This window comes from Streptomyces sp. YIM 121038, from assembly GCF_006088715.1.
In the GTDB taxonomy this organism is placed as follows: Bacteria; Actinomycetota; Actinomycetes; order Streptomycetales; family Streptomycetaceae; genus Streptomyces.
Genome location: NZ_CP030772.1, coordinates 298,636 through 324,640 on the forward strand (window position 1 = coordinate 298,636; position 26,005 = coordinate 324,640).

General features: G+C 67.0%; 26 protein-coding genes and 5 pseudogenes. 5 read left to right on the plus strand and 26 right to left on the minus strand.

What is annotated here, in order from left to right; genetic code table 11:
* Positions 1-3: 3 nt before the first annotated feature.
* Positions 4-2,004 (minus strand): hypothetical protein, encoded by a 2,001-nt coding sequence (locus tag C9F11_RS44075; protein ID WP_138967841.1) that lies wholly within the window; start codon positions 2,002-2,004, stop codon positions 4-6.
* Positions 2,005-2,168: 164 nt separating this feature from the next.
* Here C9F11_RS44075 and C9F11_RS44080 point away from each other — a divergent pair, with 164 nt between their 5' ends.
* Positions 2,169-3,032: a polyprenyl synthetase family protein gene (locus tag C9F11_RS44080; protein WP_249402319.1), complete on the plus strand. Its 864-nt coding sequence runs from the start codon at positions 2,169-2,171 to the stop codon at positions 3,030-3,032.
* A 177-nt stretch (positions 3,033-3,209) separates the two neighbouring features.
* Positions 3,210-3,713, plus strand: coding sequence for a hypothetical protein (locus tag C9F11_RS44085; protein WP_249402403.1), 504 nt, complete (start codon positions 3,210-3,212; stop codon positions 3,711-3,713).
* Here the strand turns inward: C9F11_RS44085 and C9F11_RS44090 are convergent.
* The 16 genes and pseudogenes from C9F11_RS44090 to C9F11_RS47885 form a co-directional block, all read right to left on the minus strand.
* Positions 3,676-4,248: pseudogene (locus C9F11_RS44090) on the minus strand (IS5 family transposase); the annotation flags it as partial. The gene C9F11_RS44085 and the pseudogene C9F11_RS44090 sit on opposite strands and share 38 nt — an antisense overlap.
* 20 nt (positions 4,249-4,268) lie before the next feature.
* Positions 4,269-4,697, minus strand: coding sequence for a RacP protein (locus tag C9F11_RS44095; protein ID WP_138968041.1), 429 nt, complete (start codon positions 4,695-4,697; stop codon positions 4,269-4,271).
* 112 nt (positions 4,698-4,809) lie between these two features.
* The gene (locus tag C9F11_RS44100; RefSeq protein ID WP_138968043.1) at positions 4,810-6,459 is read right to left on the minus strand and encodes a site-specific integrase; all 1,650 of its coding nucleotides are present in this window, start codon (positions 6,457-6,459) and stop codon (positions 4,810-4,812) included.
* Positions 6,405-6,953, minus strand: a complete 549-nt coding sequence (locus C9F11_RS44105; RefSeq protein WP_249402404.1) for a transposase — start codon at positions 6,951-6,953, stop codon at positions 6,405-6,407. The genes C9F11_RS44100 and C9F11_RS44105 overlap by 55 nt, the downstream gene beginning before the upstream one ends.
* Positions 6,950-7,489: a winged helix-turn-helix domain-containing protein gene (locus C9F11_RS44110; RefSeq protein ID WP_138968047.1), complete on the minus strand. Its 540-nt coding sequence runs from the start codon at positions 7,487-7,489 to the stop codon at positions 6,950-6,952. The genes C9F11_RS44105 and C9F11_RS44110 overlap by 4 nt, the downstream gene beginning before the upstream one ends.
* 46 nt (positions 7,490-7,535) lie before the next feature.
* On the minus strand, positions 7,536-8,429 hold the full coding sequence (locus C9F11_RS44115) for a hypothetical protein (RefSeq protein WP_138968049.1): 894 nt from the start codon (positions 8,427-8,429) through the stop codon (positions 7,536-7,538).
* Positions 8,429-9,712 (minus strand): site-specific integrase, encoded by a 1,284-nt coding sequence (locus C9F11_RS44120; protein ID WP_138968051.1) that lies wholly within the window; start codon positions 9,710-9,712, stop codon positions 8,429-8,431. The genes C9F11_RS44115 and C9F11_RS44120 overlap by 1 nt, the downstream gene beginning before the upstream one ends.
* On the minus strand, positions 9,709-10,539 hold the full coding sequence (locus tag C9F11_RS44125) for a DUF6192 family protein (protein WP_138968053.1): 831 nt from the start codon (positions 10,537-10,539) through the stop codon (positions 9,709-9,711). Before C9F11_RS44125 ends, C9F11_RS44120 begins: the two co-directional genes overlap by 4 nt.
* A gap of 220 nt (positions 10,540-10,759) precedes the next feature.
* Complete coding sequence (locus tag C9F11_RS49230; RefSeq protein WP_249402320.1) at positions 10,760-11,059, minus strand: hypothetical protein; 300 nt, start codon at positions 11,057-11,059, stop codon at positions 10,760-10,762.
* A gap of 17 nt (positions 11,060-11,076) precedes the next feature.
* Entirely contained in the window at positions 11,077-11,232 is a 156-nt protein-coding gene (locus C9F11_RS49235) for a hypothetical protein (protein WP_249402321.1), read from the minus strand.
* Positions 11,233-11,244: 12 nt separating this feature from the next.
* Positions 11,245-11,877, minus strand: a complete 633-nt coding sequence (locus C9F11_RS44135; protein ID WP_138968055.1) for a DUF6262 family protein — start codon at positions 11,875-11,877, stop codon at positions 11,245-11,247.
* Positions 11,874-12,680, minus strand: a complete 807-nt coding sequence (locus tag C9F11_RS44140; protein WP_249402322.1) for a tyrosine-type recombinase/integrase — start codon at positions 12,678-12,680, stop codon at positions 11,874-11,876. The genes C9F11_RS44135 and C9F11_RS44140 overlap by 4 nt, the downstream gene beginning before the upstream one ends.
* Before the next feature lie 779 nt (positions 12,681-13,459).
* Entirely contained in the window at positions 13,460-14,488 is a 1,029-nt protein-coding gene (locus C9F11_RS44145; protein WP_138968057.1) for a hypothetical protein, read from the minus strand.
* Positions 14,485-15,030 carry a tyrosine-type recombinase/integrase gene (locus tag C9F11_RS49240; protein WP_249402323.1) on the minus strand — a complete coding sequence of 182 codons (546 nt, stop codon included), beginning with the start codon at positions 15,028-15,030 and terminating at the stop codon, positions 14,485-14,487. The genes C9F11_RS44145 and C9F11_RS49240 overlap by 4 nt, the downstream gene beginning before the upstream one ends.
* Positions 15,031-15,060: 30 nt before the next feature.
* Complete coding sequence (locus tag C9F11_RS49245) at positions 15,061-15,663, minus strand: hypothetical protein (RefSeq protein WP_249402324.1); 603 nt, start codon at positions 15,661-15,663, stop codon at positions 15,061-15,063.
* 105 nt (positions 15,664-15,768) lie between these two features.
* Entirely contained in the window at positions 15,769-15,915 is a 147-nt protein-coding gene (locus C9F11_RS47885) for a hypothetical protein (protein ID WP_171076190.1), read from the minus strand.
* 187 nt (positions 15,916-16,102) lie between these two features.
* Here C9F11_RS47885 and C9F11_RS44155 point away from each other — a divergent pair, with 187 nt between their 5' ends.
* Together C9F11_RS44155 and C9F11_RS47895 are read left to right on the plus strand one after the other, a co-directional pair.
* Entirely contained in the window at positions 16,103-17,032 is a 930-nt protein-coding gene (locus C9F11_RS44155) for a transposase (protein WP_249402325.1), read from the plus strand.
* A gap of 258 nt (positions 17,033-17,290) precedes the next feature.
* Positions 17,291-17,766, plus strand: a pseudogene (locus C9F11_RS47895) (IS3 family transposase); the annotation flags it as partial.
* A 1,382-nt stretch (positions 17,767-19,148) separates the two neighbouring features.
* Here C9F11_RS47895 and C9F11_RS44170 read toward each other — a convergent pair.
* The 8 genes and pseudogenes from C9F11_RS44170 to C9F11_RS44210 form a co-directional block, all read right to left on the minus strand.
* Positions 19,149-20,057, minus strand: a complete 909-nt coding sequence (locus C9F11_RS44170; protein ID WP_138968063.1) for a calcium-binding protein — start codon at positions 20,055-20,057, stop codon at positions 19,149-19,151.
* A 349-nt stretch (positions 20,058-20,406) separates the two neighbouring features.
* Positions 20,407-20,598, minus strand: coding sequence for a hypothetical protein (locus C9F11_RS44175; RefSeq protein WP_138968065.1), 192 nt, complete (start codon positions 20,596-20,598; stop codon positions 20,407-20,409).
* Between the two features lie 82 nt (positions 20,599-20,680).
* A pseudogene (locus tag C9F11_RS44180) lies at positions 20,681-20,980 on the minus strand (transposase); the annotation flags it as partial.
* A 27-nt stretch (positions 20,981-21,007) separates the two neighbouring features.
* Positions 21,008-22,221, minus strand: a pseudogene (locus C9F11_RS44185) (IS3 family transposase).
* Positions 22,222-22,389: 168 nt separating this feature from the next.
* Positions 22,390-22,611 (minus strand): annotated as a pseudogene (locus C9F11_RS44190) (DDE-type integrase/transposase/recombinase); the annotation flags it as partial.
* A 24-nt stretch (positions 22,612-22,635) separates the two neighbouring features.
* Positions 22,636-23,736, minus strand: coding sequence for an ISAs1 family transposase (locus C9F11_RS44195; protein WP_171076193.1), 1,101 nt, complete (start codon positions 23,734-23,736; stop codon positions 22,636-22,638).
* A 489-nt stretch (positions 23,737-24,225) separates the two neighbouring features.
* Positions 24,226-24,474 (minus strand): type II toxin-antitoxin system RelE/ParE family toxin, encoded by a 249-nt coding sequence (locus C9F11_RS44205; RefSeq protein WP_138968074.1) that lies wholly within the window; start codon positions 24,472-24,474, stop codon positions 24,226-24,228.
* Complete coding sequence (locus C9F11_RS44210; protein WP_138968077.1) at positions 24,471-24,746, minus strand: type II toxin-antitoxin system Phd/YefM family antitoxin; 276 nt, start codon at positions 24,744-24,746, stop codon at positions 24,471-24,473. The genes C9F11_RS44205 and C9F11_RS44210 overlap by 4 nt, the downstream gene beginning before the upstream one ends.
* A 78-nt stretch (positions 24,747-24,824) precedes the next feature.
* Between C9F11_RS44210 and C9F11_RS44215 the strand changes: the two genes are divergently transcribed.
* On the plus strand, positions 24,825-25,076 hold the full coding sequence (locus C9F11_RS44215) for a helix-turn-helix domain-containing protein (protein WP_212767947.1): 252 nt from the start codon (positions 24,825-24,827) through the stop codon (positions 25,074-25,076).
* A gap of 238 nt (positions 25,077-25,314) precedes the next feature.
* Here the strand turns inward: C9F11_RS44215 and C9F11_RS44220 are convergent, their stop codons facing one another.
* Positions 25,315-25,638, minus strand: a complete 324-nt coding sequence (locus C9F11_RS44220; protein ID WP_138968080.1) for a hypothetical protein — start codon at positions 25,636-25,638, stop codon at positions 25,315-25,317.
* Between the last annotated feature and the right edge of the window lie 367 nt (positions 25,639-26,005).

Below are 26,005 nucleotides of genomic sequence, written 5' to 3' on the forward strand. Positions count from 1 at the left end.
GGGCTAGAGCAGGGCTCGGTAGACGATGTTCAGGTCGTTGCCGGAGGTGGCCATGGCGGGGTTGGATAGGCTCTTTCCGGCTGCGGTCACCCGCACGAAGGTGTTCCAGCCGTTGTCCGTGGTGTGGCAGAGGTGGATGTGGTCGTCTCCGCCGCGCACCGCGCAGTGCAGGGCGGTACCGCGGACGGAGAGGGCGGGCGCGTTGGGCGTCGATCCCGACAGCAGGGTGGGGGCGGGCCATCGGTTGTCGGCGTTGAACCGGTCGTCGCGTGCCGTGACGCAGATCTTGTCGTCGGTGTTGCGGTAGGCCAGGTGGAGTTTGCCGTTGAAGACGGCCAGGGCCGGGGCGCTGGTGGACTGGTGGGCGGGCCATTCGGCTGCCGTCTGCCAGCTGCCGCCGGTGCCCATGCTGCCGACCATGAGGCTGCGGTAGTTCTTGCCGTGGAATGTGGCGAGCCACAGCCGGTTGTTGTGGACGGCCAGGGCTGGGCCGGTCTGGCACCAGCCGATGAAGGAGGTCAAGGCGGTCCAGCTGTCGCCCCGGACGGAGGACAGGACCCATGCCCTGTTGTTGGTTGTGTCGCCGGCGGAGCGTTTGACGGCCAGATAGAGCTGGCCGTTGAAGGAGGCCAGAGCCGGGGGGTACAGGGTGCTGACGCCGGGAACCTGGCCGAAGCCGCTCCACCGTCCGTCGGTCTCTCGCCGACTGACGAAGACCTGGTTGCCCATGCCGCGGACCGCGCAGTACAGGTTGCCGTTGTGCATGGCCAGCGCGGGGGCGTCGGGTGTCTTTGCACCAGGCCATGGAATCGACGGGGCGCCCCAGCCGGCACTGTGGGTGAGGAGAGTGACATTGTTGCTGCTGGGCTGGTAGTACCTGCCGCGGATATCGAGGGAGAATTCCCCCTCTTTCGCGGTCGGGCCGATGAACCACCAAGTGGTGTCGGGGTTTGGCCATATCGGGTCGGCCAGGGCGTTCATGGCTGCGCGGTCGAAGGCGATGGTGCGGTGGCTGAGCAGGTCGTCTGCGAGCCAGCCGATGATCTCCCCGATCAGGTGGCCGATCGTGCCGAGCATCGCGATGAAGTCGGCCACCAGCTCCCACGCTGTGCCCCCCGGCAGGACACCCATGATCTCGGCAGTGTCCTGGAGCCCGGTAGCGATCTCCCGGATCGTCCTCGCCAGCGCGGGGTCGACCTTCTCGTCCGCCTCCCAGCACTCGATGTGGACGAGGAGGACCTTGCTGACCTGCCCACGGAACAGGACGGTGTTCGCGTCCATGTTGTGGGTCTCGCCATGGTCCACATCACCGTAGGTGCGGGTGATGCTTTCCTGCTTGACACCCTCGTCGGCACCGGCGGCCAGGGCCCAGTAGATCTCGTTCGATCCGCTGAGCTCATGGGATTCGGTACGGCAGTAGAACCGGGGCAGTGTCATGTCGACCTGCAGCGGCGGCTTGTCCTGCGCGACCGACTGGTGCCCGGCGGCGGTCACCAGCGTTGCGCCGTACCCGTAGGCGGCCATCCCCTGCTGGAACTCCTCGGAGTCCGGCGCGGCAGGGGCGCTGTCCTCTCCAACAGGAGGGAGGGAGTCGAGGTCGACCATGTTCACGTTCGCCTGCGCCGCGATCTCCTCGCGTACCGCGGGCAGATCCCGGATGAGGTCCTCGATGGAGTACCCCTCGGAGACCGGGCGTGCCGCGAGAGTGTCCGGGAGCAGCCGGGAACGGGTGGCGGCCTCCTCCTGGTACACCCGGCCGAAGTCGCACACCTCTTCCTCCGACAACAGCTGCGCCACCGGCCGTATCAGCCGGGCTTCGAGGTCGGTGGGTTCCAGGCCGGACTGGAGGCGGGCGGCGCCGTGCAGCATCACCCCGTACAGCAGGCGCGCGCCCCTCGAAACTTCCGTACGCCCCTCAAAGGCAGCGGCAGGCGCACCGCTCTGCAGCCGCTCACGCAGCCGCTTCAGACGCTCGTCCCGGGAAACCGACAGCTCAGGCGACATAGACGATCCCATCGAGTGGAAAGGGGACTCGGGGTCAGCGCGGACTGACCTTCCCACGGACATCACCGTCTGAGACAGGCTGTTTACGGTCAGTGCCACCTCTCGCTTTGGCGTGAACACCCGAGCCGCCATACAGGCCCGCAAGCGCACACAGGCTGTCCACAGTGCGCCAGCCTCACGACGACACGCCGGACAAGATCCCGCGAAGAGACCGAACACCGTCACCCGAAAAGCGGGGAGATCCACAGAGCAGGTATCACCAAATCACCGAGCACCTGCGGCCAAAATCGAAGAGCGCCATCACGGTCGGCCACCCTGGACCGCCCGCCGATCACCGGGGCACCTCCTGTGCCCTCCTCGTCGGGTACCTGGCCCTGGCCTGGAGTGATGAACTCCTGCACACCGCGGGCCTGACCGGTCCCCAACTTGCCGCCGTCCTCACGGTGATGGACACCATGCGCACCGAGGTGATCTACGGCCAGTACCTGGACGTCACCGCCACCGGCAGCCCCACCACGGATACGGAACGCGCCCTAGCGATCATCCGCTACAAGACCGCCAAGTACACGATCGCACGCCCCCTGCACATCGGCGCCACCCTCGCCGGCGCCCCGCCGCAACTGCTGAAAGAGCTGTCCGCGTACGCGATGCCACTCGGCGAAGCATTCCAGCTGCGCGACGACCTCCTCGGCGTCTTCGGCGACCCGAAGATCACCGGCAAGTCCCGCCTGGAAGACCTCCGCGAGGGCAAACACACCCTGCTCGTCGCGCTGGCCCTGCAAAAGGCCGCACCCCGGCACGCGGCCATCCTGCGCCGGCAGGTCGGCAACCCGCAGCTGACCGACGCCGAGGCCGCTCAGATCCGCGACATCCTCGCCATCACTGGAGCTCGCACACAGGTCGAGCACATGATCAGTGAACGGCGCGAACAGGTCCTGCGACTGCTCACCTCACCGCACACCATCCGCCCCAGAGCGCAAGATGCCCTGCGGACACTGGCCGAGACCGTAACCAGGCGGACCTCATGAACCACGACACTGTCTCGACTGCGGCGGTCTCTGTGAGGGATCACATCCGCCGCATGGAAGGAATGCGCCATGACATCGCTGCAGATTCCATCGTTCTCCGACCCCCAGGTTCCCTCGGTCAGCCCCTACGAAGAGCGCGTTGAAGCGTACGCACAGAGCTACGCGGCGCGGGTGGGTATGGCCTCGACCGCTGCCGGTAGGCGGAGGATAGAGGCGGGATACGGCCGCTTCGTCGCATGGACCTACCCCACCGCGACCTTCGAAGACTTGTGCATCTGTTCCGAATGGCTCTTCGTCACCTTCGCTCTGGACGACCTGCATACCCACCCCACCTATGACTCACCGGATGCCTGGGAGCCGCACCACCGCCACCTCATGGCTGTAATCGAAACTGGCCGCCACGAACGAGGCATGCAACTCACCTCGTTCACGCGAGCCATCGCGGATCTGTCGGTCCGAACGCGTCACAAGGTTTCGGCGACGTTCTACGCGAGATTCGCTCACCACTTGGACATGTTCTTCCAAGGGTTCTCCAGAGAGTCCGAGAACCGCCGACGCGGGACCATGCCCGCACTCAAGGAATTCCTGCAGGCCAGGCGCCTATCGGTCGGCATGGAATTCGGGTTCGACCTCGTGGAATTCAGAGGGTGCCCGCGTAGATGGAGTCAGCCCAGACGATAACGAGTTCGGGGTACATGAGGCGAATTCGCAGGAGGACTTCGCGGGCGGCCACGCTGTCGTGGACCGAGGCGGGTGTGACCATGACGAACAGCAGCAGGCCGCGCGTGTCGACCACGATGTGTCTTTTCCTGCCCGGCAGCTTTTTGCCCGGATCATAGCCAGACGTAGCTTTCGGGACATTCGCTGCGACTCTCACGGACTGGGAGTCGATCACGCAGGCGACCGCGTGCGGTTGCTTGCCCATCGCCTTGCGGACCCGGCGCCGCAGCTGGTCGCGGATACGGTTGAACACCCCGGCCGCGCTCCAGCGGTCGAAGAACCCCCAGACGGTGGTGAAAGGGGGGAAGTCTGCGGGCAAGGCACGCCACTTGCAGCCCGTATCGACGACATAGCGCAAGGCATCCACGATCTCCCGCCGTGGATGGGCCTCGGGCCTGCCACCCTGCGGCGTCTTGCAGGCCGGCACCGGCAGCATGGTCTGGAGCAGGAACCATTCCGCATCGGTCGTGTCCGAGGGATACCGGCGCCGACGCATCGCCGATCACCTCCCTTCCTTCACCTGCCGTTCCGTGGCGTGATGTTGTCCAAGATGGTCTCCACCGCTTTCAGCTGGGCGACCAGGTGGCGTACCCAACGGTCCTCCGGATAGAGGGCGGCGTGCGAGATGACCGTGCCGGTGATCAGGCGGCGGATCAAGGTGAGGATCTGGCGGACCACGTGCACCTCGTACTCCTGAAGCTCCTGCGGGTCGGAGGTGTACTGGTAGGCGTCGGCTCGCGAATACCTCAACGGCGGCCGTCCCTTCTTGGCGATCACATCGCGCAGCATGGCCAGGCCGGAGCGGATCTGGCTCTGGGTGCGTTCGGTGGAGCGCATCAGCTGTGGCATCTCCACGCCCGCGGGCCTCGCCTCCATCAGCGTCTTGTGGATGGCCTCGGCGTGGCCCTCGGCCGCCTCGCCCCGGTGCCGGGAGCGGCGGGCCATGGCTACTCGCCCCGCAGCAGCCGAGCCAGTTCCTCGTCCACGTCGACCTGGCCGGTTTCCACGGCGTGGTCGATCCAGTCGCAGGTGTGTTGACTGAACTAAGAACACCAGCTCAACCGGCAGTTCCTGGGCCCACAACTTCACTCGTCCGCATGGCGATCTGCCCGAAGGTGGGCATGCCGAGATCCACGGCTGTCGATTTCCGTCTTGCCTCGGCCAGAAGTTGATTGATCTTCTCCTCGGCGCCGGCGAGGCTGACGCGGAGTCCCTCGACTTCGCCGAGCCACCCCTCCCGTTCAGCTTCGTCGATCCGAGCGATGAGGTTGTCGCGGATCTCGACGAGGCGGGGACGCTGGGTCGGCTCGGGCCGGAGCATGGGGCAGCGGACGCAGGCGTGTTCGTGGATGCAGTCGGTGCCGAATGCCCGGCCGCAGGTGCTCACGGAGAGTTTTCGGCGCTCGAAGTGCCCCAGGAAGGAGTCCCATTCATCAGGGGTCGGGGTGCGGTATTCCTCGCTCGGACGCAGGGTCCGGCGGCGGGCGATGAACGCGTGGTGGGCCTCGATGGCCTCGGTCGGATAGACCGCCTTGTAGCCCATCGTGGTGGAAATGTTCTTGTGCCCAACGATGATCTGCGCGATGTGCGGAGGCAGGCCGCTCATGATCGCATCGGTGACGAAGATCCTGCGGAAGTCGTGAGGTTGATAGCGCAGGGGCTGCCCGGTGTTGTCCGTCAGCCCGGCGGCGTCCAGGGTCTCGTCCAGCGCCTTGCGGATGGTGCTCATCGACGTCACGCGGTTCTGTTCACCGGTGCGCCACTGGAACAGCAGCGGCATCGGCGGGTTCCAGACCCGTTCACCGTGGTCATAGGAGGCGACGAGCGGGATCTTGCCGGATTCGTCACGAGCCCGGCAGACGATCGTGCTCAAGACGTCGGCCAGCTCGGGGCTGACCAGCAACAATCGCTCCTCGTCGGTCTTCGACGGGGCGATCTGCAGCAGGGGGACGATCTCGCCTGAGGTCGGCAGCTGGTATTGGACGATGCTGTGATGGCTGACTTCCAGCATCTCCTCGATGCGGACGCCGGTGAGGTGGAGGAACTCCACTGAAGCCCAGGCCCAGAACGCCCGGAGCTCTGAGTCGCCCAGGCGGCGCCTCTTGCCGTCCGTGTCGAAGGCGATCGTCATCTGACCCGGGTCGCTCCAGCGGTTTCCCCGGGCCTTGGTGAACGTCTCGCCCAGGACCGTGAACGTGGTTCCCGGGTCAGCTGCTCGAACAGCTTCCAGCCTCGCCTGGGCCTTCTTCAGCTCGTCGGCGGCCGTCCTCACGAGCGCGGGCAGAACCGGGAGCCGTTCACGGGTCCGCTGGTCCATCCGCGCTTTCCGCCGCGATTCGAGCTTCCGGTGGGAGACCTCGTTGGCCTTGATCGGGCAAGGCGCAGCCCAAGGCCCCCAGCGGGACGGCTCCTCCACGGCCCACTGGGCGACATCGAGGTAGAAGGCACGGACCGCGGTCAGCAGGTCAACGTAGTTCATCCGCAGGCTGGTGGTGTAGCTGCCATCTGGCTGACGCTTGCGGTCCACTTTGGTGCGGATCCGCTCCTTCCAGGCCGCCGCGGTCTCAGCGGAGAGCCGAAAGGAGTCGATGCCCGGACGGAGGTCTTCGAGGTTCTTCCAGAAGTGCCGAGCCAGGATCCGGGACAGGTCCTCTACTGAGGCTGTGGGCGTGATGTCGTGATGGTGAGGCCGGTTGCGGCGAGGCATGCGTCGATGAGTCCGGGGCGGTACTGAATCTCGCGGAGGCTGCGGCGGAGGGTCCGGATCAGGTGGTCGGGGTCGGTGAACGCGGTGTTGCACTGCGCCGAGCGCCGGACCAGTGACCAGACATTTTCCACGGGGTTCAAGTCGGGAGCATACGAAGGGAGTTGGAAAGAGGTGATCCAGTCGTGGGTATCGATGAAGGCCCGCAAACGGGCATCCAGATGCACATTCAAATTATCCCAGACCAGTACCAGCGGGGCACCGAGCTGCTGGTGGGCAGCGGCCAGCAGATCGCGGTAGTCGGTCCAGGTGAAGCTGCGCCGGCCACCACGCTTGTGATCGACATGCTGTTTGGGCCGGAAGATCAGACGTGTCCGTTCGCCCGGTTTGTAGCAGGCCAGGGCGGCGATGGAGAAGCGGCGCTGAGAACGGCCCCGCACCCGGACCACGGGCGTGTGCCCCCGCCTGGACCAAGTGCGAGAAGTGGGCGGCGTCATCGAGAACCCGGCCTCGTCTTCGAAGACGATGAAGGCACCGAGCGCCGCCGCGGTGCTTCCACCTGCGGCCACGTGTCCTTCACCCAGCCGGTCACCTTCTCCTCGTCCCGCTCCAGGGCCCGCTTCGCCGGGACCTGGTGGCTCCAGCCGTGGCGTCGCAGCATCTGCGCGATGGTCGACAGGGTGATGGTCTTGTGGAACCGGCGCCCGATCAGCACCTTGATCCGCTCCAGGGTCCACGTCTGGTCCGGCCAGCCGTGCGCGAGGGGTCCCTTGGCGAGTTCCTCCTCCAGCACCGCGAACAGCTTCTCGCTCAGCTTGGGCCGGGCCGCCGAGCCCTTCGATCGCAGGACGTCCTCCCCGCCGTCCTGCCAGGCGCGGCGCCAGCGCTGCACCGAACGCACACTGACCCGCAGCTGTTTCGCCACTACCGCACTGTCGTCACCCGCGGCGAACATCTCGGCCGCTTGCAGGCGGACACCCTCACGAAAGGACCGCCGCTCGGCCGTCAGACCACCACCCTGCGGATACCTCATGGTTCCGGCCTACCGCGACTGACACCACCTGTCAGCCCCGCCGACATCACGCCCCCAAACTCAGTAACGACGAGAAATCCAGGGCGGGTTGACGCTCAGCGAGATAGTCGACCAGCAGGTCACGGACGGGGGTGCACTGAAGCTGGTAGCGGTCGACGAGGTCGGCGACGCTGACCTGCCCCGAGTGCCGGGTCACGTCTCGAAGGGTGTGCGGGGCGTCCGGCGGGAGCTGTCCGAGGTCCTTGAGCCAGCGGTAGAACAGCGACCGGCCGGTGCCTCCGAACCGGTAGACACGGGCCTCGGTCGCCCGTAGCTCGAGGCAGTCGCCGACCGTGATGTCGCGGATGCGTCCGCTCTTCGCGGCCAGCAGCACCGCGATCTGCAGGCGGGCATGCCGCCCCAGTTGAGACGACCATGTGGGGCCGGCGGCCGCGACGAGGTCCGCGTACCCCTCCGGGTCTCGGATCAGTTCCATCCGACTGCGGAAGTTCGGCGAGTGCAGGTGCAGCAGCCAGGACACGCTGGGACGGATCACGTCTCCGCAGATCAGATGCAGGGTGCCCGAAGACAGGTAGTGCGCAGTACCGACGCCGCGCTCGGCGTGCCAGGACGCAGGAAGCTCGCTCCAGCTTCGCGGTTGGTCGTCCGCCGTACTGCTTCGCCACCGCTGCTGCCAGGTCTCCCCGGGAAAGGTCTCGAGCCAGCGCATGAGCAGGTCAGCGCCACGCACCCGGATGTGGCGGGTGTGCTTCGACGATCCGGCCGAGAGTTCGCGGAGCCTGGCGACGGCCTGGTCCCGCGGCTCGGCGGTGACCGTCCAGCTGTCCGGTGTCATCCGCGGTGGGAAGGTCTCCTGAAGCGCCTTGTAGGCCGCACCGTGAAACGCGACGACCTTGTCCTGCGACGTCGCCGCGGCCGCCGTACTCGTGGCCGTGGTCATCATCCTGCCTGCCCGAAGAGAACGTTGAGGCTGGCAGAGTTGTAGCCGGGCGCCGGTGACGGCGGTCGCGTCTGCTCGCGTTCTCGGCGAGCGTGGTGTGCGAGGACCTGCTCGATGACCTCCTCCTGGCTCGCGGCCAAGTAGATCTCGGTGGTGGACAGATGCGCGTGCCCGAGAACCCACTGGACGTCGGTCAGCGACATCTTCGGGTCACGAGCCATCCGGTAGGCCGCCGTGTGCCGCAGGTCGTGCAGGGTCCAGTTCGACCCGAGCAGGTCGTTGGCGCGGTTCAGCATGGCCCGGGCGGCGTGGTAGTTCAGCGGTCGCCACGGACGTCGCAGGGTCCACCACAAGGTGTGGCCTCGTCCGCGGGGCGCCCCCTTGCGCCAGGCATCCTCCTGGGCGAGCCGAAGCCAGACGAACGCGTCGGTTGACGCCGGGATCTGTTGGTAGGCGCGGGTGCCCTTGCGGATCACGCCGACCAACTGCTGGCCGGGCAGGACGTCTTTCTCGCAGCTGGTGAGCAGTTCCTCGGCGCGGGCGCCGGTGGAGACCCAGAAGGCGAGCAGGGCCCGGTCCCGGTTGTACTTCAGCGCGGCGAACAAGGCGTTGAACAGCTCGTCCGGGATCCGTCGCGGGATGCGCTTGGGGACCTTCGGCCGATAGCGGCCCTGCCGCTCGGAGCGGAAGGCGTCCATCGGGTTGTGATGGGCGTGGGCCCGACCCGCGCGGCGTGACCGGTCGAGCGGGAAGGGGTTGACGATCGGCCCGCTGCCCTCTTCGAGGTGGAAGTCGTAGAAGGACCGCAGCACGGTCTCGCAATGAGCCCGGGTGGAGGCCGCATATTTCAGCCCCGGCGCCGGCCTTCCGGTAACCGGATTCGGCGACCCAGGATCTCTCCGCGATCCACGCTGAGCAGGCACGGAGCCCGCTTCGACGCCCTTTCGTTGATGTCGCCAGTGGACGCGTACGGGCTTTTCGGCGAGCTGGAACCAGCGGGAGAAATCCCGGGCCTCGGTCCTGGTCGCTTGGTTCCACGGCACCTCCACGGCCCACAAGAACCGGTACCACCGCAGCAGGTCCATGCCGTACGAGCGGATCGTCGTCGCCGGCTTCGACGCCGCCTGAAGGTCCGCGAAGAACACTGCCGTCGGTGCGACAAGGCGTCCTTCAGGATCGAGCAGCCGGTACGGCTCGGCGACTACTCCGGTCTCAAGTAGCCGCCCAATCTGCGGTACGACCAAAGAGGCCGGGTTACGGATCAGCCCGTCAGCATCACTCACGCATCAGCTAACGCCAACCCCCTCAATAGGTCACTGACCTGCGGAAACTCCGGTCTTAGTTCAGTCAACACACCGCGGACCTTCGCTATACGCTCGTGCACCAAGTCGCGCTCGACCGCACCGAGCCGCCGGTCACACAGGCCCGGTACGGTGCGTCCGGCTTTGGCGACGAACGCGTGGCAGGCAGTGATCAGGTCCAGGAACTCGGCCGTGCGCTCGAAGTGCTTGACCACTGGGGCCAGTTCGTGGGTCTGCTCGAACTCCGCGCGGGCCTGGCGGCCCCGCTCGACCTGAGCATGATTGACCTGCTGGCGGGCGCCGTCGTCGCTCATGGCCTTGAAGGCGACATCGGGCCTGCGCAGTAGGTTCGTGGCCGCCTGGGCGGCGATCGACTCGTCCCGAGTGAACTCCTCGACCACCCGGGCCTTCTCCTCCGCCGGGAATTTGGTCGCCACCTTCGGCCGCCGCAGCAGATCACCGGTCACCTGGGCCGCGACCTCATCGTCCTGGGCAAGCGAGTGGATTGCGCTGATCTTCTCCTGCGGTGAGACAGGTGTCTCGACCTGTCGGCCCATGCGCCGACTGGCGTCATCCGGCGTCCACCGGCTCTTCCCCGCTGGCGGCGTCCTGATGGCGGTGAACCGCTCCTCTTCGTCCTCGATCCCGCCCAGGATGCGGTGAACCGTGAAGGACACCCCCGACTGCCGGTGTTCTTCCGGCCACCGTGACACCGCCCAGCGCGCATTGCGCACCGTGCTGAACTTCAGCCCGATGTCCTCAGCCAGCTCCGTCAGGGACCGCCGCACCGAGAACTCCGCATCGCCCACCACACCCCCGCGGGAACGCACAGGCTCAATCTTTTACCGACCGCAGGAGCTCGGATACCGGCTCTGAACTGCGACGATTCATAGGCTACATGTCCGTGACGGCGAGTTGGGACCGATCCCGTAGCTCGTCCGAGTGGTCTCATGGGGCGGCCCATCTACCGGGACGGTAGACGGGCCGTGAAGGGGATTGGCAAGGCAAGATCACATGGTTGATGTGGGCCTAGCCGCGGCCGGGGCCGTCGTAGTAGCCGGGCCGAGCCAGCAACACGGAGTTGAAGTAGTAGCCCTGCTCGTCGTCCGGCTCGTCATCGCCGTCGAAGGGGCGCCAGAAGCTGAGCAGCAGGTCCGGCGCGACGAATGACGCGGGGTCCTCGTCATCAGCGGCGATGGCCGTGACGTCGGACATTTGGTTCACGACCTCGCGGGCCGACAGGCCGAAGACATCGATTCCACGGAAGGTCACGACGTCCGACGGTTCGGAAGGGCGTCCCAGCTCCACGGATTCCAGCTGGTCACGCACGCATCCGATACTGATCATCAGGCCGCCGGGCGGAAGATGTGCTGACCCGCTTGGTCGGACGGGGAGATCGCCATCGGTTCCCGCAGCGAATCCAGCGCGCTGTTCGCAGCCTGGCGTGACATGCCAATCTGCAGGGGGCCGACGCCTATGGGTGGGGCAAGCTCGAAATGCATGCCCGCATGGTGTCACGGGTCGCGCTTCTCGCCTGGGGCAGCTGATTGCGGGTCCGCCGCGGCGGGGGCTGGTCCCGGGGCAGCGACGCGGGCTTCGAGGTCGGCGACGCGTCGGTCTTGGAAGCGGAGGTTGGAACGGGCGGCCTTGAGTCGCTCGTCAAGGGTGCGGTTTTCGGCGGTGATCTGGCGGAGCCGCTGCTTGAGGGTGGTGTTCTCGCTGGTGATCCGCTGGACAGCCTCCTCGGTCCACGTGGTTTCCAAGTCGCGGATCTCACCGAGGAGTTCGCCGATGCGGGCACGCTGGGTGACGATCTCTGTGTGCGCGGCCTTGAGCGCGTCCTCGGCGTTCAGCGCGCGCTCGCGCCAGGTCGACTCGCGTTCGTCGTCCTGGTCGGCGAGGAACTGGGCCCGGTGCTCACCGGCTTGGGCCATCGCTGCGGAGATCGCGGTTCTGGCCTCGGGCTTGTTGTAGAGGAAGGTGCGGGAGACGCCCGCGCGGCGGGCAATGGCGGCCACGCTGATCTGGGCCTTTTCACGGCGGAGCCGGGCGAGGGCATCGTGAACGCGTTGAACGGCGCTGTCGGCCCTGCGACGGCGGGCTGCCAGGGCTGCGGCCGTGCGGGGTTCGGGGACGACAGTGCTCATGCGCACGCTTCCTTGTCGTTGGGGACAGCCGGTTCGCCGCATTCGTCCTCGTCGGGCTCGGCAGCAGCGGCAAGGTCGGCAGCACGGAAGGCCGTGGACCACATGCGGTGGAAGTAGTCCTGGGGTCTGCGCAGGTCCAGGGCGAGAGCGTCCTCCAAGAGGCCGAGGCCGGCCAGGGCCTTCTCCAGACCGTCGATGGCACGGGCGGTGGGTTCGAAGACCTGGTGCAGGTAGTCGGCGGTGGCATCGTCCGGAGCGCGCTCGGCCAGCGTCTGCCACTGCTCGCGCTTGCGCCGCCAGTAGAGCAGGTCGGCGCCGGACATGACGAACTTGTCGCAGCTGTGGCAGTTCAGGTTCCAGGGACACGCGCCGCCGTCGACCACCGGCTGGAAGGTGCAGAATCCGCCCTCGGCCGGGGTGCTGCGACGGGTGAGGTCCACGGCCAGAGCCTCGGCCTGGCGTCGATCGAGCGGGGTGGTGCCGCTGGAGAGCACCGTGCCGGGACTGGCCGCGCCCGGTCCGGTGACCCAGACGTGTTGCAGTACGTCCTCGATCTCGGAGACGGTGACCTTCGCGTAGTGCTCGGCCATCCGGACCGAGAGGTGTCCGAGGTAGCGCTTGATGTGGTGCAGTCCTGCGCCGCTGGCCAGCAGCCTGGTCGCCAGAGTATGGCGGGCCTGATGGGTGACGCACGAGCCCAGGTCGAGATCGACGACCCAGTCGTGGAACGCGGCGCCGTACCACCCGTAGCTGACTGACGCCTCGAAGCCGGGGTTGCGCTTCGGAGCAGGGAACAAGGCCATCCGGGCCTGCTCCTGCGGGGTCCGGTCGGCCGAACCTCCCCTCGAAGCGGGCCAGGGTCTTGTGCCGGCGTTCCTGGATCCGTTGGAAGGTGTACTCGGGGATGCGGATGGCCTGGTCATAGCTGCCGACCTTGGTCTGGTCGTGCCAGAGCATGGGCAGTTGGCCGTAGCGGCCGACACAGTCCAGCCTCAGCTTGATCACCTCACTGGCCCGCCGCCCGGTCACGACGATCGTCTCCCAGATCTCGCGCAGACCCCGGTCACCGGGGTCGTAAGCGTCCGCGAACCGCTGGAGGTTGTCCTCGTCGGCCAGAGCCCGGGCGACCTCGTCACTGAACGGGCTGCGGGTGCGGTTGCGTCCTGTACCCATCGGCGGGAAGGCCGTGATGAACTCCCTGTCCAGACCGATCCTGTCGGCTTCCCCGGCCTCCATCGCCCAGCGCATGATCTTGCGCGCGCTGGCCAGTACGAAGTACTGGGTCGTCTCGGTGACAGTGCTGGCCTTGCCGCCACGCGACTGCACGATGAGCGACGGCAGCCGGTGCCGGGCCCGGTGGCGCTGATCGGCCAGGAAACGGTGGACATGCTCGGCCCGCAGAAGCCCCGGATCGTGGCCACCGCCGTCGGTATCGACCTCCAGAAAGGAACTCACCTCCAGGCAGGCCCGCCGCATGTCGTTGTATGGGCCCCTGGTGCGGGGACTGCCCGGAGTCCTCAGCAGGTTGGCGATGTAGTCCCAGAGCAGGTCACGGAGCCAACGCTGGGACACCCCGGACAGGTCATAGTGGCTGTTGGAACCGCGGAATTCGGCCCCGAAGTGATCCAAACTCCAGGTAGCCAGCCTCCCGCGTCTGCGAGGGCGTCACGTAGACCACCCGCAGCGACTGCAGCATCTCTTTGGTCAGGCCCCGCGCGCGACGAGAGCAGTTGTCCAGGTCGAAGCCGGTCAGGGAGTCCATCGCCCGGCAGTTGTTCACCAGGTTCTGCACGTCGACGGGCAACCACCGAGTGCGGGGATTCTGCCGTTGGTGAGCGAACAGACCCCACTTGATCTCCGCCCTGAGCAGCGGATGCAGGCCAAGGAGGTTGATCTCGCCGATCCTCAGCAGCGGATCGGCCTCACGGCACCACTGGCGGAACACCTTCTCGTCCCTGTAGCGGACAGCGATCGATGACGGGTCCCGCTCGTGCGAGTGGAACCAGCCTCCCGGAAGCTCAGCACCACCGGGCCGTCCCGCGCGTTCGTAGCGCTGGTCGTGGTTGGGGCACAGCCCAAGCGGTGATCCCGCCCCGTCGCGACAGGACGCCGCCGAGCAGACGCCGAAGCTCGGGTAGGGCACCTCGGTGGCCAGCCACTCGTCGAGATCGAGCTCGGTGTCGTGCTCGCGGGCGCTGGCCTTGCGCCAGCGGTTGTCGTGCCGAGCGCAGAGCCGGTATCTGTGGCCCAGGGCAAGACGCTCGCACCCGGAGACCCGGCACGGGCCTGTGAAGGCGGCCGTGGTCAGCGGCAACGGCTCCGCTGTCCGCAGGAACTCGGCCCGTTCGGCCTCGTCTCCACCACGTGATACCCGCTGCTGACGGTGGGTGTCACACAGGTCGCTGGTGCCGTGCGCGGACCGCTGACATCGCGAAACTCGGCATCCCCAGCCGAAAACTGGATGCTCGGTGGGGACCTTGATGACATCGGCCCGCAGCAACGGGTCGAAACCCGGTCCGTTGATCAGCGCGGTCAGGATCTCCAGCCGGTCCCTGGACTCGCGGCCGTCGGGTTCGGCGAGGAGACGCAGGCCGCTGTGAGCTCCCGTCACGCCCGCTCACCCCAAACCTTCCGCAAGGCGGCGTCGAAGGCGGGGTCGTGGATGTCGACGTGGGCATAGATCTCGTCGACCGTGCTGGTGGAGGCCCAGCCGCCAGCGTCCCGCGCGACCAGGAGGTTGCCGCCGGAGGCGTCCAACACCGCGGAGGCGAACTCGTGCCGGAATGCATGGGGTTTCACCTTGCCCAGACCGGCGCGGAGCGAGGCCCGCCCCAGCATCCGGCGGGCTCCGACCGTCGCCCACGGCTGTCCCCGTTCCGGTCCGTGGAGCTGGACTAGCAGCATGCCGTGGCCCGGCCGCTTGGGGTATTCGCTGGTGATGTACTCAAAATAGGTGTGGATCATGTGCGGACTGACCCGCTTGATCAGGCCACCGGTCACCACTCCGTTCTCCACTGACCAGGGGTACTTCGTCTTCGCCCGAGCCCGGTTCGCGTTCGTTTCACGGTGGCAGATGTGGACGTGGGGCGCCCGGCAGTCTCCGCAGGCCGCCTCCTCGCGAAGGTGCAGGTCGGCGAGGTGCAAGCCGCACATCTCGCCGATGCGGAAGCCTCCGTCCGCCAGTCAGCTCACGAGGACACGGTCCCGTGCGGCGTGGACCTCGGCCAGCAGCAGGTCCTGCGCGCCCTCCGGGAGCATCTTCGGATGCCGCCGTCGCACACGCGTCGGTGCCAGTGGGTTCGCCGGCAGGCTGCGGGTGGCGTGCCCCAGCAGGGCGCGATCCCGGTCGGCTCGGGTCGGCAGGCGGGACACGTTGAGGGCCGAGCCGAGCTCGGCATTGACGCCCAGCGTGGCTAGCTGCAGGTAGAAGCCCTTCAAGCAGGCCGCAGCGGTGGACAGCGCGGCCTGCCCGTACGGCCGCTTGCCCAGACGCCACGGCTCGCCGAGCGGCAGGCGCACCTCCGCCCCGACGATGCCCATGTACCGCTCAAGATCCCGCAGTACCACTGCGGTGAAACTGAGGCACTCGCGCTCCAGCCACCGCAGATGGTCGACCAGCAAGTACGCGTACGTCCGTTGCGTGCCCGAGCCCTCGTATTCACGCAGGAACCGGTCCGCTTCCTTGTAGAGCGTGCCCTCGGGCCAGACGATCGTCCACGACCGCCGTCCGTCCTTCCGGTCGATCTGCTGGACCCTCAAGTCCCCGACCACCACATGCCGTGCCACTCGTCCTCCGTACCAACCTCGGAACATGACAGACGTCCCGGACCCGGTCGGTAAACGAGCCCGTGACGTCCAAGTCACAGGCCCAGACGGACATCACGAGCAGCACTACCCCCGGTCGGTATAAATCTTCAGAGCCCGGTCACCCGTCAGTCGGCAGCTCTTGGACTTCTGCTGTACCGCTTCGCGCAGCTCGGCCACGTTCTCCTCGTACCGCTGTCGGCTCACGCTCCCGACCTTGGGTAAGTCGGCCATGACAGCCCCCTGCCCGGGCCAGGACACGACCCCGTGGCCGTGAAGACCAACCCAGCCCACCCCTCACCGGCAGAGTCCGACCGCCTACCCTGAAGAGAAGGGCGCACCACCAAGACAAGGGAGGCACCAAGAAGCTCTCCCCAAAGCCCGTGCCACACCCCCGTGTCCCCCGAGCACCGAAAGACTGTTGTGCGCAACGGCCACCAACGAGACCCCCGCGCAAGATCCGAGGTTCACGGACGGGCTCTACGGAGCTGAGATCGCCCGGTTCCTCACCACGAACGAGGTCACGGTCATCGAGGTGGACCGGCCGGACCGCAAGGCGAGGCGGGACAACGGCAAGTCCGACCCGATCGATGCCTACGGGGCCGCGACCGCCGTGCTGTCCGGCCGGGCCGACGGTATCCCGAAGTCCCGCAACGGGATCGTAAAGGCGATCCGGGCCCTGCGGGTGGTCCGCAAGAGCGCGGTCAAGGCCCGCACCCAGACCATCAACCAGATCCGGACCCTGATCGTCACCGCGCCGTCCGCAGTACGGGACAAGCTGCGCGGCCTGTCCGCGCGGGAGCTGGTCGACACCCTGGCCCGTTGCCGCCCCACCGGCGAACTCGACGACCCGGCCTGCGCGGTGAGAATCGCGCTACGACGGCTCGCCCGCCGCTACCAGCAGCTGGACGAGGAGATCAAGGACGCGGACAGGGAGATCGGACCGCTGGTCACCCAGGCCGCCCCCAGGCTGATCGCCCTGCCTGGCGTCGGCCCCGAAACCGCCGGCCAACTGCTGATGAGCACGGGCGACAACCCCGACCGGCTCCGCTCGGAGGCGTCCTTCGCCCACCTGTGCGGGGCCGCTCCGGTTCCCGCGTCCTCCGGCCGCACCCACCGCCACCGACTCAACCGAGGCGGCGACCGTGCCGCGAACAACGCCCTGCACACCATCGTGCTGGTCCGCATGAAGTACGACCAGCGCACCCGGGAGTACGTCGCCCGACGCACAGCCCAAGGCATGACCAAGAAGGACATCGTCCGGTGCCTGAAACGGTTCGTCGCCCGTGAGATCTACCGGCACCTACCCCACGCGACCTACCCCGCTCAATCGCTCCCACAGACCGCTTGACGATCTATAGGAGCTTCCCCAGCCGCCGTTCGACATCACCGGCGTCCACCTCTACGGTGATCAAAGCACCTCCGGGTGCACCCGAACGGCCCTCCCGACCTCGCGACCAACGACAACGGGAGGGCCGTTTGCCGATCAAGACATGGTTACCGTGCCCCTCGGCACCCCGAAGATTAACCCACCTGCAACGATCAACCCGCCATGCTCAACCGGAATGGCACCGTCCTACCCCCACCATGCTCATCCTGAGCGGCAATCATCACCTACGTGCAGGTCGGCGGCTCGTGGCTGTATCTGGCCTGTGTCCTGGACATCTGCTCGTGCCGGGTGCTCGGCTACTCGATGGCCACCCATATGCGGTCCGAACTGGTCATCGACGCCCTGAAGATGGCCGCGTCGGCAGCGTCGGCGGGGTGATCTTCCATACGGACAGAGGCGCGCAATACACCTCGGACGCGTTCGCCCAGGTCTGCGCGGGTTTCGGGATCCGCAGGAGCATGGGCCGGGCCGGCTTGAGCTACGACAATGCCCTCGCCGAGTCGTTCTGGCAGGGGCTCAAGAGGGAGACGATGCACGAGAGGCTGTTCTCGACGGTGCGCCAGGCAAGGCTGGAGATCTTCCAGTGGCTCACCTACTACAACACGCGCAGACGCCACAGTGCCCTCAGCTACCTCTCGCCCACAGAGTTCGAACAACAGCACCTACGAGCAGATAGACTCACAATCGCGGCATGAGCCCCTGTGCCCACACACCGGGCGACGCCTCAGTCGCTTCCTGCACCCATTTGGAAGACACGCCAGGCGGAAGATGCGTTGCCGGGTTCGAATGGTGTTATGCGTACGTCAGTGCCTACCGCCGTTTTTCTGGCCGCGGCCATTGCCTTCCTCACCGCTGCGGCCCCGACTCCTCAGATGGCTGGAGCAGCTGCCGAGGTGGCCCCGAACCGCGTGGTTCCTGGGGAACAGGTCACGGTCTCTGTTACCTGCCCAGTTGTAGGCGGGGCGCTCCCGGAGACGATGGTGGCCGTCTCCCGGGCATTCGAGCCAGGCTCAGTCCAGCTCCAGCAAGTGCAGAATCCAACCAGGCCGCCTACCGGTGCTACTTACCAGGGCACCGCCCGCATCGCCGGAACGACCGGCTCTGCATCCAGCGGCCCAAATACGGTGGGTGATACATCCGAATGGTCCGTGGACGGCACCTGCCCCGGCGACGGTCAGTGGCAAGCCACGTTCATCGTCACCCGCACAGCATCACCCACATCTTCTCTGCCTGCACCAACCACGCCTCTACACACCACGCAACCCTCCCGGCATGGCGTCCACGCCGGGGGAGGCGGCTCGTTCACTGACTCACCCGCAGCTCTGGCCGTAGGCGGCGCTTGCATCGCGGGCGCTCTTGGCCTCGCGGTACAGCGGCTGCGACGCAGCCACGAGAACGCCCGGTCGCGTCCGGTGAGTGGTGTAAAAGAGCCACGAGCGTAGGTTTCATACTGAGCCGACCAAAGTTCGCACGGGACCCATGCTCGTGACATGTCGAGTATCCCCAGCCGAGGACCTTCGCGTAGCTGCTGCCGTCGGGCCAGCGACTCGGGTGTTGCCGCCCCCGGTGGCGGCCAAATCCGGGCCAGCGCTGGCGCCGGGGCCTCCGATACCAGCGCCGCCGCCAGCACCAGCGAAGCTGCCGGTGTCGCTGTTGCCCCCGGCGCCGGAGAGAGCGACTGTGAAGCCCAATGGGCATCGACTTCGCCGCTGATGCCTGCGCCGCCGCCTGCGACCCTACCGTTACCGCCGTTGCGGAGCGGGCCCGTGTGGGAGACGACGCCAGGCCAGGAGGCCTGTCCGACGTATGCCGCTTCCTGCCCCCGCCGGACGCAGAAACAGCCGCCCGCCCCTCCAACGCGGATCGCAACTGTACGAGCAGCCTCACTGGGGGCAAGTCAGCTGGCACCGGGAAGTGATCTCCAACGACAAGAACCGCAGCGCGGTGGCGGAGGCTCCCGGAGCGGCTGTCATGGGACTCTCTCGAACCCGGGCGTGTCCCTTCGCTCTGCCCGGCTCATTCTGGTCAGGAATGGGCCGGGCGGGGAGGAGTGGCGTGCCGGAAGCGGTCGGCGGGGTCACAGCTCGCAGTTGGTAACGAATTCGGTGTTGGTGCAGGTGTCGGTGCCGGGTCCGGCGTTGCCGCTGTCGGTGCCGGGTCCGGCGTTGCCGCTGTCGGTGCCGTTGCCGCCGTCGATTGTGTCGGAGTGACCTCCCGCGACGGGTGTCAGGTTGGTGTTACCCTCTTTGGCGTCGCCGTAGAGGGTGTCACTGCCCTCTCCGCCGTTGATGGTGTCGCTGAGGCCGCTGGAGATGATGGGGCCGCCGGTAGTGACGGTCCCGAAGTTGCCGTGGACGGTATCCTCGCCGTCCCCGCCGTTGATGGTGTTGTTACCGGCCCCGAGGGTGACCGCGCCGACGACCTTGATGGTGAGATCCCTGATGTCACCGTAGATGGTGTCGGCGCCGATGCCGCCGGTCAGGTGGTCGCTAGCGAATACCGCGCCCACGCCGACGGTGGTGATAGTCGCTTTCTCAATGTCGCCGTAGACGGTATCGGCGCCCACGCCGCCGTCGATCGTGTCGGCGCCGCCGAGGGCGCCGGCGGCCAGGGGGCCGGTGGCGTTTTTGAACTCGCCGTAGACGATGTCGTTGCCGCCGCCGCCCTTGATGGTGTCGTTGCCGCCGGCGGCGGCCGAGATACCAGCGTTTTCCGCTTCGCCGTAGACGATGTCGTTGCCGCCGCCGCAGATGGTGTCGTTGCCGGCGTCGCCGCTGATGGTGTCGTTGCCGCCCAAACCGACGATGACGTCAGGGCCGGGCGTGCCGGTGAGGGTGTCGTCGCCGTTGGTACCCGCGACGGTGGCGGGCCTGCCGTTGCAGAACTGCTGGGCGGTGGCCGCGCCGGTAGGCAAGGCCATCGTCCCAACGAGGGTAAGTGCTGAGGCAGTTGCCGAGACCAGGCCGCGGGTAGAGATGACGCGCATGAGATACTCCTGTCTGCCCGATACCGCCGTGTTCCTCTATAAGGAGCCCGCGCGCGGGTGGGAGCTCCGCAGGATCAGTGCATGGGGCTTTGTGCTTCGCCTCCGGTTCGCCTTTGGTGCCAGGACGCGGGCGGGCCGGGGCATTGGGTGGTGTGCGGGACCTCGCTGCACCGCAGGGCCGGGGTAGCGGCGTGCGCGCCGCGTTCGCCTAGTGGTCGCCAGTCCGCGAGCGGCAGACCTTCACCGGCTGGGCGATCTGCTTCTGTGGTGACTGCAAGCGGCTCTGGAGTGAGTGCCGCCTTAGGGGATTTATGCCGTGTATTTGACGTGTGAAACTAGGTCAGAGCTATTATAACCGTTTGATCACGTTAAGTTCGTTTCCGATGCCCACTGCGGCACTGATGACCTCGTCCGACGGACGAGTATCGGCCTGACTGCGCCCCTCCTGGCGAAGTCGGACATATTGTTCACCCCGGGAACGGCCCGGCCGGCGCCCGAAGCCGAGCCGCTCCGGATCGCGGGTATCAATGTCGATCAGCACGCTGCCGACTATGCGACCGGGGCGCAGCGCGAAATCGGTTCTGGCACAGATCTTGGGGAGCCGTCGAGGAGCGGCACTGAAGCAGAATCATCTTGCGGAGTAGTTCGAATCCGGCACGACCATAGAGCTGTCTCTTGATCTTCTTGATGCGGTTCACGGCGCCTTCGGTGCCGCCTGAGCTCCACTCAAGGGTGAGCCCGGCGGTCACGGCGTCGAGGTCGCGGAGCAGGTGGAGTGCGAAGCCGGTGAGGCCGGGCAACTGGCTGGCGTCGACGGCGTTGATCCAGGTGGGGAGCGTGGCGCCGAGGCGGTCGGTGAGGATCTCGCCGAAGTCTCGGACATGTCCGGCGGCCGTGTCCAGTTCGGGGCAGCGGGCGAGGACGGGCCCCCGGTGTGTGGGCACAGGGGCTCATGCCGCGATTGTGAGTCTATCTGCTCGTAGGTGCTGTTGTTCGAACTCTGTGGGCGAGAGGTAGCTGAGGGCACTGTGGCGTCTGCGCGTGTTGTAGTAGGTGAGCCACTGGAAGATCTCCAGCCTTGCCTGGCGCACCGTCGAGAACAGCCTCTCGTGCATCGTCTCCCTCTTGAGCCCCTGCCAGAACGACTCGGCGAGGGCATTGTCGTAGCTCAAGCCGGCCCGGCCCATGCTCCTGCGGATCCCGAAACCCGCGCAGACCTGGGCGAACGCGTCCGAGGTGTATTGCGCGCCTCTGTCCGTATGGAAGATCACCCCGCCGACGCTGCCGACGCGGCCATCTTCAGGGCGTCGATGACCAGTTCGGACCGCATATGGGTGGCCATCGAGTAGCCGAGCACCCGGCACGAGCAGATGTCCAGGACACAGGCCAGATACAGCCACGAGCCGCCGACCTGCACGTAGGTGATGATTGCCGCACCATTTCTCGTCTGGCTGACGGGCGGAGAAGTCGCGGCGGACGAGGCCGGGGGCGGGTGGTGCGAGCCGGTCGGGGACCGTGGTGCGCTTGCGGCGCCGCAGGTGGCGGCCCTTGATCCCGTGCTTCCTCATGAGGTGCTCGACGCGCTTGCGGTTGACGGTATGCCCGAAGCCCCGCAGCTCGGCGTGGACCCGGCGGACCCCGTACGTGCCCTTGTGCTCGGTGTGGATCTCGCGGATCTCAGCGACCAGGGCGCAGTCCGCGGCCCGCCGCTCGCTGCGGGCCTTCGCCCCGGCGAGCCACCGGTAGTAGCCCGAGCGGGACACGTGAAGGACCCGGCATATCCGCTTGACGCCGAAGTCGGCGCGGTGGGCGGAGATGAAGTCCCAGCGGCGGGTTATGCCCTCATCTCCTTGGCGAAATACGGGGCTGCCCGGCGCAGGACCTCCCGCTCGAGTTCCCACTCCTTCTCGGCCCTGCGCAGCCGGCCGTTCTCCGCCCGCAGCCGCGCCAGTTCCTCATCCCGGCTCTCCGCCGCAGACTCCCCTCCGCGGCTGCTGGCGCGGCCGGCCTGTTCGCCGGCCTGGCGCACCCAACTGCACAGGGTCTCGCCGGTCACCCCGACATCCGCCGCGACCGCGGCATATGTGCGCTTCCCTCCCGCCGTCCGGTACAGCGCCACCGCATCGTTCCTGAACTCCGCCGGATACGGAGACCTTCGTCCCACCAGGACACCCTTCCTCGGATCCACAAGATCCATTGTCAGAGTGTCCACACCACCGGGGGCGCCTCACACGAGAACCGACACCACACCACAGAATAGCAGCCCCAGGCCGCTTAACGAAACCCTCTACACACAGAGAGGATGGACAGAAAGCAACTCAACAGTTCCGACTCAATAATTGCTTCTGCGGTCTGAGTGAAATGTGGCTCCTCTCGTCAGTTTCCGATTGCGTGCCGCGTTGCGTATGGCCCGGGATATGAGAGAGGTCTGGTAGTGGTCGTCCATTGCGTAGCCGATCACTTCCTTCGTGCAGCAGCCGATGACGGTCGCCAGATACAGCCAGCCTTCGCCGGTTTTGATGTAAGTGATGTCGCCGACGAGTTTCTTGCCGGGGGCATCGGCAGGGATGGATCTTTCTCAGCTGGTGGGCGCGATGAGGTCGAGTGCGTGCTCGGGGTGTGACCGGTAGTGATCGGTTGCTTCGGTGTGGTTGGTCCAGCCGACGAGGTGGGCCAGGGCGATCGCGAGATTGCGGATCGCGGCCAGGGCTCGGGGTGCGTTTCCGGTATGGATGCGGCAGGCGTCCTCGCGGAACGTCACGTCTCTCACGTGGTGCAGGGCTTCGACTTGCCAGTGTCCGCGCACGGTGGCGGCGAGTTGAGTGGCGGTGGCCTGTTCGGCGCTCAGGCTGGTGACCGCGTAGACACGCTCGAAGGTCACCTTCCCGGTGCGGATGTCGCGGCAGCGGCGCACGATCTGCAGGGCCTGCACGGCGTGTGGGAAGGTAAGGCTGTAGACGGTGGCGGCCTTGAGCCGGCGGATCTCGTCCCGGCTGTGACCGGCGGTGCGGGTCTTGTCCAGCAGCGGAATGTCCCGCCAGGGCAGGCTCTTCAACTCGGCCCGCAGAGTGGGGTGGTTGCCCTTGACCACGGCGATGTAATGGGCGTTCTTCTCCGCGACGAGGAAGCGGGCGTGCTCGGTCTGCGTCAGCAGCGCGTCGAACGTGACGACGGTGCCGACCAGCTGCAGCGGCGCGAGCAGGGGCTGGAACGCGGTGATCTCGTTGCTCTTGACGTCGACCTGCCGCTGGGCGATCACGGTGCGCTCGCCGTGCACGACGGCCGCGAGCAGGTGAACTGCGGTGCGGGTGGCGGTGCGCGAGCCGCGCAGGGACTTGCCGTCCACGGCCAGGGCCCGCAGTCCGCCGGCGGGTTCGAGCTGTGCGGCCAGCCAGGCGCCGACGGCCTGGTCCAGGGCGTCGCCGTCGATCCGGGCTGGCAGCCGCCCCAGCGTGCAGGCCCGCGGAACACTCGCCTCCAGGCCAAGGCGGGAGCGGGTTTCCGGCCGCAGACCGGCAGTGAACCGGGCGATCGCGATCAGGTTGGACGCACAGCCGAGCACCGCGAGCGTACACACGGACAGCAGCACGCCGAGCCGGTAACGGCGACCTTGCCGACGCCGTGGATCGGGCAGCACATCGAGTACCTCCGCCAGACGCGCCACCTCCTGCGGCGCCACGTCCGGGACGTCCGCGATACGGCCGCGATGGCAGGACAGGGCTGCGATCGTGGAAACTGGCATGCGGACGCGACCCCCGAACGATCAACGGCTTCAGACACCTTGATCATCGGAGGTCGCGTCCTTCGTGCACCCACCGGACTCACCGGACCGAACCCGGCCAGCCAGCATCAACTGCCCATCTCGACGAGCGAGAACGCTTCAGCCCTGGGGGCATCGGCGGTGAAGTCGCGGCCGACGAGGTCGGGCACTGTGCCCACCTGCTGCCCGGGTCAGACCGGGCAGCTTCGGGCGGGGCTGGCAGGGCTGAAGGCCCAGTTCGCGCATGAGCAGGCGGATCAGTTCCAGGCTGGCGGTACGGCCCCGGCGTGTGAGCTGTGCGTGGACGCGCCGGTGGCCGTAGGTGCCGTCCGACATGTCGAAAGCCATCCGGAAGACTTCACGTTACTTTCGGGTTAGATTCTAGGTCCATGGACAAGACGCGTGGCATCAGTGGCGGAACCCGATGTGTTCGACGTGGATAGTGCGCTCTTGATCGTTGATGCGATAGAGAACACGCCATGGGCCATGGCGAAGTCTGCGATAACTGATACCCCAAGGGTGGGATCCCGTAACATTAGGACCATCTTCCAACGCGTCAATCGCGGCAATCAAGACGCGCACTGCTACAGGATCGGTCTTGAGGAATCCTGCGATTTCGTCGAGCGCTGCGGGCTCAATGGTGAGATGCCAGCTCAAGCCTCCAGCTCCTGTTCAGCCTGGGCAGCGGCGTCCAGCAGCATGCTGCGGGCTTCGCTCCACGGAATACCTGGCCTGCCTTGCCCCAGAGCACGCTGAAGTTCCAGGCGCGCCAGGGTGAGGGCGTCTTCCAGGTCTTCCAGGTCGCTGGCTGATACCAGCACGGCGGTCGGGGTGCCTCGGTCGGTGAGAACTACGCGTTCATGCTGGGCAGCCCGGCGGGCCAGTTCACCGAGTTGCCCGCGCGCCTCTGCGATTGGATACGTAGACATGGATCTAGTGTACACCCGCGAGGGGCGCGGCGGAGCTATTGATCCGAAACGGTTTGGGTTCTGGGTCGCTGGAGGGGTGTGGGCGATCTGGTGAGGGACGTGCGGCATCTGTCGCCGTCGGCACAGGAGGCCCTTCGGTTGCGGTCGGTGGCCACGTTGGTGGCCGGACGGGGCCGTGAGGACGTGGCCGCGGTGTTCGGGGTGTCCCTGAAGGCGGTCGACAAGTGGTGGGCGAAGTGGCAGGTCGACGGCCGTGGGACGCTGGTCATGCGGCCCTACCTTCTTTCGCACGGCCCGGTCGTTCGCGACAATGGGGGCGTGAGGCAGTGAACCCTTCTCATCCTCTGGTCTGAGGAGTGATGTGGGTGTGCGGGTGAGCGGCTCGTGAGGTGGCAGGGCTCCCGGTCGTTCCGTTGGTGATCTCACCCTGAGGCGCCCTGCGTTTCTCGGACAGGGGTTTTGCGGGATTCCTGTGCTGCGGCCTGCAACTCTTCGTACTCGGCATGGACTTCTGGGTACGTTGCTTCTTGAGTGATGGTTGCTTCTTGAGTGATGTGGGTGGTTGCGGTCACGCTGCGGGGGCGGGTTGTCCCTGGTAGCGGACGGCGTGGGTGTGCAGGTGGTCGAGTTCGGTGAAGGAGCGCCAGTACCGCTCGACGTTGCCGTTGTCGATGACGGCGCGCAGGAGGAGGACCGCCTCGGTGCCGGGCAGGCTTCCTCTGGCCCCGGTCGTGTCCAGGCGGTCCTTGACGAGGAGGCGGCAGCTTCCCTCGATCACCCCGGTCGCGATGGGCCAGCCCATAGTGAGGGTGAGGTGGTAGCGCAGGCAGGGCTCCTTGGCCTGCAGGGGAGGCGGCGGTGCGGGCGACGGCGGGCAGTTGCTTCGCGTCATCGGGGCGGGTGCGCAGGTGCTGGCGCAGTGCGACGACGCGGGGACTGTGCCCGTCCAGCACGGTGCGGGCGGCGCCGGCGGCCCAGGCCGCGCGCGCTGCGTGGCCTGGGTGGAGGTCCTCGGCGGCCCGCCACAGATATTCGATTACATGCACGATGTCCACGGTCGTGTCCGCATGGACGCCGCGGGTGCCCGCTTCCCTTGCGATGCACCCGGTCGGGTTGGTGGTTGGCGCCGTCGACCGGGACGATCCGGCGGCGCCGGTGGTCGGGGTCTCGCTGTTCGGTGTGGTCAAACATGGCGGTGACCATGGCCGCGGCGGACCGCTGAAGGGAGCCCAGGTGTCGGCCCCGTGCGCGCGGGCCGT